Below are 8,208 nucleotides of genomic sequence, written 5' to 3' on the forward strand. Positions count from 1 at the left end.
CCGACCGGGTCGGCGGCGGTGCCGGAGGCGGCCGTCACGAAGCCGACGGTCACGGACGCCCCGGGGGCGAGGTCCTTGTTCCAGCTCGCGGGCCGCACGGTGACGTGGTCGCCGCTGACCGTGTGCTCACCGTTCCAGAGCGAGTCGATCCGTGTGCCGGCGGGCAGGTCGAATTCGAGCGTCCATCCCGAACGTGCCTCGGTGGAGTCGTTGGTGACGACGTACTGCCCGGTGTATCCGCCGTCCCAGCCGCTGGTCCTCGTGTACGTGGCGCCGACCGCGGCGGCCTGGGCCGTCCCGGTGAGCGCGAAGACCGTGCCGCCGACGATCGCGGCGGCGACGACCGCGCCGGCCGCCTTGGTGCGGGTGCTCGTCGTACGGCGGTGCGTGCTGGTGCCCATTCGCGTCCCTGCCTCAGTCCTACGGGGGGTGGATGCGTCCGCACGCTAGCCCCACCGGGACGGACAAAGAGGGCACCCGGGGCCTGGGACGGTGTTCTTAGGGTGGGCTTAAGGAGGGCATCGGCGCGGGTTAAAGGTTCGGCTCCGCGCCGGGGGGCCGGGACAGTCCTCCACTCCGGTTCCTCGCCTGCCGCCGCTGCCGGCGCCCTTCCCGGCCGCCCACCCGGTGCCCCCGGCGCCCGCGCCGCGCGGGGACGCCGTCCAGACCGATCCAGACGCGGACCTCGGTGCCGCCGAGCACCGAGCGCCCGATGCGCAGGTCACCGCCGGTCGACTCGGCGACCCTGCGCACGATGTCCAGGCCCAGCCCGGTCGAGCCCACGGCGCCCGGGCCGCCGCCGGGCCCGCTGGCGCCCCGGGCCAGGGCCGCCTCCGGGTCGGCGATGCCGGGGCCCGCGTCCGAGACCAGGACGATCACCGCGTCCCCGCTGTGGTGCACGTCGACGGCGAACGCGGTGCCCTCCGGGGTGTGCCGGAAGACGTTGCCGAGCAGGGCGTCGAGGGCGGCGGCCAGTTCGGGCCGTGCGACGGGTATCCGTACCGTGCGGTCGACGCCCGCCAGCCGGACCGTACGGCCCTCGTCCTCGGCCAGGGCGGACCAGAACCCCATGCGTTCGCGGATCACCTCGGAGGCGTCGCACCCGCTGCCGGCACCGGGGTGGGTGCTCTGGGTCTGCGGGCGCTGCTCCCGGGCGGTGCGGATGATGGTGTCGACCTCGCGTTCCAGCTGCTCGACCGCCGCCCTGGTCTGTTCGGCGGCGGGCCCCTCGCCCAGCGACGCCGCGTTGAGGCGGAGGACGGTCAGCGGGGTGCGCAGCCGGTGCGAGAGGTCGGCGGCCAGCTCGCGTTCGTTGGCCAGGAGCTGGACGACCTGGTCCGCCATGGAGTTGAACGCGACGGCGGCGGAGCGCAGTTCGGTGGGCCCCTCCTCGGGGACCCTGGTCCCCAGCCGCCCCTCCCCCAGGTCCTGGGCGGCGCCCGCGAGCCGTTGGGCGGGTTCCACCATGCGTACGCCGAGCCGGTCGGCGACGGCGACCGAGCCGACGATCAGGGCGACACCGACCCCGGCCAGGATCAGCCAGGCGGTGACGACCCCGTGGGAGACCTCGCCCTCCGGCACGAACACCTCGACGACGGCGATGCCGCCGGATCCCAGCGCGGTGGGCTGGAGCAGCGCGAAGCCGCCCGGCACCTCGGCGACCGAGGCCCGTCCGGAGGCCCGCACGGTCTCCACGTCCTTCCCGGTGGCACGCCGGACACCGATCTCCAGGCGCCGGCCGGGCTGTTCGGCGGTGGCGGGCACATGGACGGCGAGCCGGCCCCGGCCGCCGGGTTCGGTGGACAGGACGGCCCGGGTCAGCTCCTCGCGGTCCGTGGTGATGGTGAGGGTCGGGCCGATGGTCGCGGCCTGCCGTTCGGCGGCGGTGAGGGCCCGGTCCCGCGCCATCTCCCTGACGACGAGGCCGAGGGGTACGGCGAAGGCGATCACCACCATCGCGGTGACCGCCAGACACACCTTGACCAGGGCCCATCTCATGCGGGGTGCTCGGGTACGGCCGGGGGTTCGAGCTTCACACCGACGCCCCGCAGGGTGTGCAGGTAGCGCGGGCGGGCCGCCGTCTCGCCGAGTTTGCGCCGCAGCCAGGAGAGGTGGACGTCGATGGTCTGGTCGTCGCCGTAGGACTGCTGCCAGACCTCGGCCAGCAGTTCCCTGCGCGGCACGACGACCCCGGGGCGCCCGGCGAGGAAGGCCAGCAGGTCGAACTCCCGGCGCGTCAGGTCCAGGGCGGCTCCGTCGAGTTCGGCCTGCCGGCGCAGCGGGTCGACGCTGAGCCCGCCGACCTGGATGACCCGGGGCGGCGCCGCCTGACCGCCGGGGCCGCGGGTGCGGCGCAGGACGGCGGCCATGCGGGCGGAGAGGTGCTCCACCGAGAACGGCTTGGTCAGGTAGTCGTCCGCTCCGTCGTTGAGGAGCCTGACGATCTCGGCCTCGTCGTCCCTGGCGGTGGCGATGATCACGGGTACGTCGGTGATGGACCGGAGCATCTTCAGCGCCTCGGCGCCGTCGAGGTCGGGCAGCCCGAGGTCGAGGACGACCACGTCGAAGCGGAAGTGCGCCACCTCCCGCAGTGCTTCGAGCGCGGTGCCGACGCTGCGCACCGTGTGGGAGGCCTCGGTCAGGTGCCGGATGAGGGCGGAACGTACGAACTGGTCGTCCTCGACCACGAGCACACTTGGCATGGGCCGCACCGTAGCCCATGCCCGTGCGCCTGGTGCCCGTCGGGACAACGGCGGTGCGGGTGGGGCAGGATGTGCCGGATGCACCGAGGACTCGTACACGCGGCGGCGTGGTCGTTCGCCACCGGGGCGGCGGTGACCCTGTCGTGGTGGGGTGTGCACACGGTGATGTCGGGGACGGCGTACGACCGTCCGCGCGCCGTGCCGATCGCGGCGGGCACCCAGGGCGCCGGGGCCGCCGAGGCGCCGGTGTCCTCGTCGACGCACCGCCCGTCGCCGTCGCCGCCGCCCACCTCGGGCCCGCCCGCCACCCGTTCGCCGTCGCCGCCGCCCCCGGCCCGCCCCTCTTCCGGTACGCCGTCGCCGGGGGACGCCCCGGCCTCCGCGCCCCCGGCGGCGGCGGGCAACGTGCAGAGCCATCCGACGCGGGGCGGGAGGGTGGTCCTGGAGCTGGCGCCGGACGCGGCGACGCTGGTCTCGGCCACCCCGGAGCCGGGGTGGTCGATGCGGGTGTGGACCAACGCGGAGTGGATCCGGGTGGACTTCACGGACGGCTCCGGGGCGACGGTCTCCGTCTTCTGCACCTGGAACGGCCATCCGCCGTCCGTCGAGGTCGTGGAGCAGTGACGGCCCGGCCCCGCTCCGTCGTGCACCAGGTCGCCGGGGCCGCCCTCGGCCACGGCCCGCTCAGCCGAAGGTGCCGGGCGGCGGGGCCGGGGACGGCCGGGCGTCCCGGTCCGTGACGACGGCGGCGCCGCCGGTGAAGTCGGCGAGCACACGCCCGTGTTCCACCCGGCCGGGGTACGGGTCGCTCGCGACGCGCCGGGTCAGTTCGGCGACGGCGAGGGGCCCGTCCGAGGCGACCAGGACGGCGTTGCCGAAGCGGCGGCCCCGCCAGACGGCGGGGTCGGCGGCGAGCGCGAGCTGGGGGAAGAGCGAGGCGGCGGTGGCGATCTGGCCGCGGAGGTGGGCGAGCGGCGGTCCGTCGGCGAGGTTGGCGGCGTACTGGCCGCCGGCCTTCAGCACCCGGCGCACCTCGGTGAGGAATTCGGCGGAACCCAGGTGCGCGGGGGTGCGGGCGCCGCTGAAGACGTCGGCGACGACCAGGTCCGCCCAGCCGTCCGGGATCTTGCCGAGTCCGGCGCGGGCGTCCATGGCCCGCACCCGTATCCGGGCCTGCGGGTCCAGCGGGAGGGTGCCGCGCACCAGGTGGACGAGGGGCGCGTCGACCTCGACCACCTGCTGGGTGGAGCGCGGGCGGGTCGCCGCGAGGTACCGGGCGAGGGTGAAGGCACCGCCCCCGAGGTGGACGGCGTGCAGCGGCCGGCCCGGGGGCGCGGCGAGGTCGATGACGTGGCCGAGCCTGCGCTGGTACTCGAAGGAGAGGTACGCGGGGTCGTCCAGGTCCACGTGGGACTGCGGGGCACCGTCCAGCAACAGCGTCCAGGCGTGCGGGCGTTCGCGGTCGGGGACGAGTTCGGCCAGGCCGCCGTCGACCGGGGCGGCCACCGGCTCCCGCGTGCCCTCGGACCGCTTCCGGCCGCCCGCGCTCCTGGACGGCGTTCCTCGACGTGCCACGTGCGCTCGTCCTCGCTGACCGGTCGGGGGCCGGTTCCTCGGATGACCGCCCCGGGTACGGAGCGGCGGCGGTGGTTCCGCCTACCCGGCCATTATCGCCTCAGCTGCAGTTGTCGGCCGCCTCGATGAGCCGGGCCGCCTGGCCGAGCGCGGCCCTCAGGGCGGCCGGGTCGGTGACGGGGGCGTCCGCCCCGGGCGGCAGGAGCCAGCCCCCGCCGGTGACGGGCGGCTCGGCGGGGACGCGCAGCCCCCTGCCGTCCGTGCGCGTACAGGCGCTGCCGGGCACGTCCCAGGCCTCGGCGGTGCCCGGGGGGACGAGGAAGCCGAGGGTGGCGCAGGTCCCGTCGTGCAGGACGGGGCCGACGGCCGCGTGGCCCGGGCCGCGTCGCAGGATGTCCACGGCCTCCAGCCCTTGGCGTGCCGGGACGGTCACCAGGTCGCACGGTGCGGTTTCCGGGCCGATGTGCGGCAAGGGAAACCCCTCCTCTCGTCTCGGTACGGAGCCGCGCCCCGTCTCCACATGGACCAACGCGCGGACCGCGTCAAGGGCTACGGCGGCACGCCGCCGCAAAGGGTGGCAGTTCATGGCGGATTGCAGGAGAGATGTCCGCATTGTTCGTAATCGCAGTGTGTACGGCCCGTCACAGCAGGTACGTTCTTGCTCCGCCGGGACACCGGAAGCAGGAACCCGGCTGCACCAGAGAGGGCCCCGCCATGGTGTCGACACGGGCAGTTCCCAACCTCGTCTTCCGTCGGCTGCGCGGACAGCGCTCCGCGGCGGAGTTCGCCGCGGCGATCCGCAGAGCCGCGCGCGAGATCGGTGAACAGGTCGCGTGTGACGCCCGGTACATCGGACGCGTGGAGTCCGGCGAGATCCGTTGCCCCAACTACGCGTACGAACGGGTGTTCCTGCACATGTTCCCCGGGTCGAGCCTGGTGGACCTGGGCTTCTCGGCACGTGAGAGCGTGCGCGGCCGGGGGGCGCGGGCAGGGGCCCCCACGGCCCCTTCCCTGCTGTCCTTCCCCCCCACGCTCGGCAGCGATACCCACGAGGAGTGCGACGTGCTGCGTCGCGTGTTCATGACCAGCGGCACCACCACGGTGGCGGCCGCGTCCCTGGGCCTGGGCGGACCGTCCGCCGCCGCGAGCCCGGCCTCCGTCCCCACCCAGCGGGTCGGCGAGGCAGAGGTGAGTGCGGTGGAGAAGGCGGTGCGGGAGATCCGGCTGCTGGACGACCAGCACGGCGCGGACGGGCTCTACCAGCAGGCGGCCCAGCCCTTGCGGGCCGCGTTCGCGCTGCTCGACGCGGGCTCGACGGCCCGCCGCAGCACCTCGGACCGGCTGTACGCGGGCGCCGGGGAGCTGGCCATCTCGGTGGGCTGGCTGGCGCACGACTCGGGTCGCCTCGACGACGCGCGCTCGCACTACGCGGAGGCCCTCGCGACGGCCCGGCTGGCCGGCGACGCGGCGCTGGAGGCGCACGCGTTCTGCAACGCCTCCTTCCTCGCCCGTGACATGGGACGGGCGCGCGAGGCGGTCCGGGCCGCGGAGGCCGGTCAGCGGGTGGCCCGGCCGCTCGGATCGCCCCGGCTGCTGGCCCTGCTGGCGCTGCGGGAGGCGGGTGGCCGGGCGTGGCTCGGGGACCGCTCGGGGTGCGAACAGGCGATCGGGCGGGCGCGTACGTCGTTCGAGCGGGGGCCGGGCGGGAGCGACCCGGAGTGGATGACCTTCTTCCGGGAGGCGGAGCTGGAGTTCCTGGAGGCCCAGTGCTGGTCGGCGCTGGGCGACTGGCCGAGGGCGGCCCGGCACGCGCGGCGGGCCTCCCGGCTCCAGGACCCGCACTTCGCCCGCAACCTCGCGCTGTACCGGGCCCAGCTGGCCTGGGACCTGGCGCGCTCGGGGACGGCCGACGAGGCGTCCGTAGCGGTCCACGAGGTGCTGGACCTGCTGGAACGGGTCCAGTCCTCCCGCATCCGCGGGATGCTCGCCGAGATCGTCCGGGCGCTGACCCCGCAGGGCGGCCCCGAGGTGACCGCCCTGCTGAACCGCTACGAGGCCCTGCCGAACTGACCCGGGCGCACGCTCCGGCCTACCGGTCCAGGTGACCCGTGTCGTTCCAGCGTTCCAGGGCGGGCAGGCCGTACGCCCACCCCAGCACGGACAGCGAGGTCGGCTCCAGCCGGATCCGGGCGCCGAAGGAGAGGTCCTCGCCGAGCCAGCGCGCCCCCACGGCCCGCAGGATGTGCCCGTGCGCGAAGACCAGGACGTCCCGGTCGGCCGAGCGCGCCCAGTCCACGACCGCGTCCGCCCGGGCCGTCACCTCCGCCGTGGTCTCACCCCCGGGGACGCCGTCGCGCCAGATGAGCCAGTCGGGGCGGTCCGCCTTGATCTGCGCCGGGGTCAGCCCCTCGTAGTCCCCGTAGTCCCACTCCATCAGCGCGTCCCAGGGCGTGGCCCGGTCCCCGAAGCCGGCGATCCCACAGGTCTCGGACGCCCGGACCAGCGGACTGGTGCGCACCTCCACGCCGGGCAGCCCGCCCCACGGCTCCCGGTGCAGCCGCTCACCGAGGAGCTCGGCGCCCGCACGGCCGGTGTCGAGGAGGGGGATGTCGGTCCTGCCGGTGTGGTTGCCCTGGACCGACCACTGGGTCTGGCCGTGCCGGGCGAGCAGGATGCGCGGTGCCATGGCGGCTCTCCTAAAAGTACGGAGATCTGAAGATCCGGGGACCCTGGGATCTGGTGGGTCCGGGACAGCGGTGTCCGGGACGGCGAGGGCTGCGACGGGGGCCACCGACCTCGGAGGAAGGGTGCGGCGCAGGCCCGTCCCATCATCTCTCATGGCCCCCGCGGGCAACCCGGGGGGCGCGTCCGGCGTCCCTCTCCGGGGGCCGTCCTGTGGACGACGGCAGGAAAACCCCCCGGCGGGGTACGCGGCCTGAGACCACCGTACGGTTGAACGCCCGCCGTCGACCGCATGAACACTGGGGAGAGCCACCGGATGCCGCACGCCACCGCCGCGACCTCCTCGGCCGCCCACCGGCCCCGCTGGTGGACGGAACTGCCACTGATCGCGGTGCTGTACGGGCTGTACTCGCTCGGCCGCCTCCTGGTCCACGAGAACATCCCCGCGGCCGTCGAGCACGGTCTCGCCATCCTCCGCCTGGAGAAGGCGCTGCACCTCAACGCGGAGCACCCGCTCAACCGGCTGCTGACCGAGCGGGCGTGGCTGGGGGTACCGGCCGACTTCGCGTACGCCTCCCTGCACTACGTGGTCACCCCGGCCGTCCTCGTCTGGGTCTTCCGCCGCCGCTCCGCCGTCTACCGGGCGGCCCGGACGTGGCTGATGACGTCCACGCTGCTCGGCCTGGTCGGTTTCACGCTCATGCCGACCTGCCCGCCCCGGCTGCTCGACGCCCGGCACGGGTTCGTCGACACCATGGCCCAGTACAGCCAGTACGGCTGGTGGGGCACCGGCGCGAGCGCCCCGCGCGGACTGAGCGGGATGACCAACCAGTACGCGGCGATGCCCAGCCTGCACGTCGGCTGGGCGCTGTGGTGCGGGGTCCTGCTGTGGCGGCACGGCCGCCACCCGGCGGTCCGGGCCGCGGGCGTCGCCTATCCGCTGCTCACCGTGTTCGTGGTGATGGGCACGGCGAACCACTACTTCCTCGACGCCGTCGCCGGTGCCGCCGTGATGGGCGTGGGGGCCCTGCTGACCCGGCCGGTCATGCGGCTCGCCGACCGGGTCAAGGACCGGGCACGCGCCGCCTTCGCGCCGGTTCCGCCCTCCGCGCCCCCCGTCAGGTCCACGATTGTCAGTGACGGATGCAAGACTTCGGCGGGTGAGCGAATCCCCGGCCAGCGGACCACCTCCGCAGATTCCGGCGCAGCCGACGGCACCCCGGCCGCCGGCTCCGCAGCAGCCGCCAGC

Annotated in this window: 9 protein-coding genes; 3 read left to right on the forward strand and 6 right to left on the reverse strand. The window is 74.9% G+C overall.

Annotation, left to right across the window (positions count from 1 at the left end; genetic code table 11):
- The 3 genes from IH13_RS0134425 to IH13_RS0134435 form a co-directional block, all read right to left on the reverse strand.
- Positions 1-401: cellulose binding domain-containing protein (locus IH13_RS0134425; RefSeq protein WP_037843244.1), on the reverse strand; the 401-nt coding region annotated here is incomplete at its 3' end.
- A 130-nt stretch (positions 402-531) separates the two neighbouring features.
- Positions 532-1,998 (reverse strand): sensor histidine kinase, encoded by a 1,467-nt coding sequence (locus IH13_RS0134430; RefSeq protein WP_031090805.1) that lies wholly within the window; start codon positions 1,996-1,998, stop codon positions 532-534.
- Positions 1,995-2,702 (reverse strand): response regulator transcription factor, encoded by a 708-nt coding sequence (locus tag IH13_RS0134435; RefSeq protein ID WP_031090807.1) that lies wholly within the window; start codon positions 2,700-2,702, stop codon positions 1,995-1,997. The genes IH13_RS0134430 and IH13_RS0134435 overlap by 4 nt, the downstream gene beginning before the upstream one ends.
- Before the next feature lie 78 nt (positions 2,703-2,780).
- Here IH13_RS0134435 and IH13_RS0134440 point away from each other — a divergent pair, with 78 nt between their 5' ends.
- Positions 2,781-3,326, forward strand: coding sequence for a hypothetical protein (locus IH13_RS0134440; protein ID WP_031090809.1), 546 nt, complete (start codon positions 2,781-2,783; stop codon positions 3,324-3,326).
- 60 nt (positions 3,327-3,386) lie between these two features.
- Here the strand turns inward: IH13_RS0134440 and IH13_RS0134445 are convergent, their stop codons facing one another.
- Both IH13_RS0134445 and IH13_RS0134450 read right to left on the reverse strand, forming a co-directional pair.
- Positions 3,387-4,277 carry a spermidine synthase gene (locus IH13_RS0134445; protein WP_031090811.1) on the reverse strand — a complete coding sequence of 297 codons (891 nt, stop codon included), beginning with the start codon at positions 4,275-4,277 and terminating at the stop codon, positions 3,387-3,389.
- Between the two features lie 100 nt (positions 4,278-4,377).
- Positions 4,378-4,749: a hypothetical protein gene (locus IH13_RS0134450; RefSeq protein ID WP_031090812.1), complete on the reverse strand. Its 372-nt coding sequence runs from the start codon at positions 4,747-4,749 to the stop codon at positions 4,378-4,380.
- 242 nt (positions 4,750-4,991) lie between these two features.
- Between IH13_RS0134450 and IH13_RS0134455 the strand changes: the two genes are divergently transcribed.
- Positions 4,992-6,347, forward strand: coding sequence for an NsdA family TPR-like regulatory protein (locus tag IH13_RS0134455; RefSeq protein ID WP_031090814.1), 1,356 nt, complete (start codon positions 4,992-4,994; stop codon positions 6,345-6,347).
- Positions 6,348-6,366: 19 nt separating this feature from the next.
- Here the strand turns inward: IH13_RS0134455 and IH13_RS0134460 are convergent, their stop codons facing one another.
- A complete protein-coding gene (locus IH13_RS0134460; RefSeq protein ID WP_031090816.1) occupies positions 6,367-6,963 on the reverse strand; it encodes a histidine phosphatase family protein in 597 nt (198 codons plus the stop codon).
- Positions 6,964-7,275: 312 nt separating this feature from the next.
- On the opposite strand from IH13_RS0134460, the gene IH13_RS0134465 reads away from it, so the two are divergent.
- Positions 7,276-8,208, forward strand: a 933-nt coding sequence (locus IH13_RS0134465) for a phosphatase PAP2 family protein (protein WP_063837534.1), incomplete at its 3' end; no start/stop codon positions are given.

It is taken from the genome of Streptomyces sp. NRRL WC-3549 (assembly GCF_000721935.1).
GTDB lineage: Bacteria > Actinomycetota > Actinomycetes > Streptomycetales > Streptomycetaceae > Streptomyces.

Coding starts and splice junctions, on each gene's coding strand:
- IH13_RS0134455 (WP_031090814.1), top strand. CDS start 4,992: ATGGTGTCGACACGGGCAGTTCCCAACCTCGTCTTCCGTCGGCTGCGC.
- IH13_RS0134440 (WP_031090809.1), top strand. CDS start 2,781: ATGCACCGAGGACTCGTACACGCGGCGGCGTGGTCGTTCGCCACCGGG.
- IH13_RS0134460 (WP_031090816.1), bottom strand. CDS start 6,963: ATGGCACCGCGCATCCTGCTCGCCCGGCACGGCCAGACCCAGTGGTCG.
- IH13_RS0134430 (WP_031090805.1), bottom strand. CDS start 1,998: ATGAGATGGGCCCTGGTCAAGGTGTGTCTGGCGGTCACCGCGATGGTG.
- IH13_RS0134435 (WP_031090807.1), bottom strand. CDS start 2,702: ATGCCAAGTGTGCTCGTGGTCGAGGACGACCAGTTCGTACGTTCCGCC.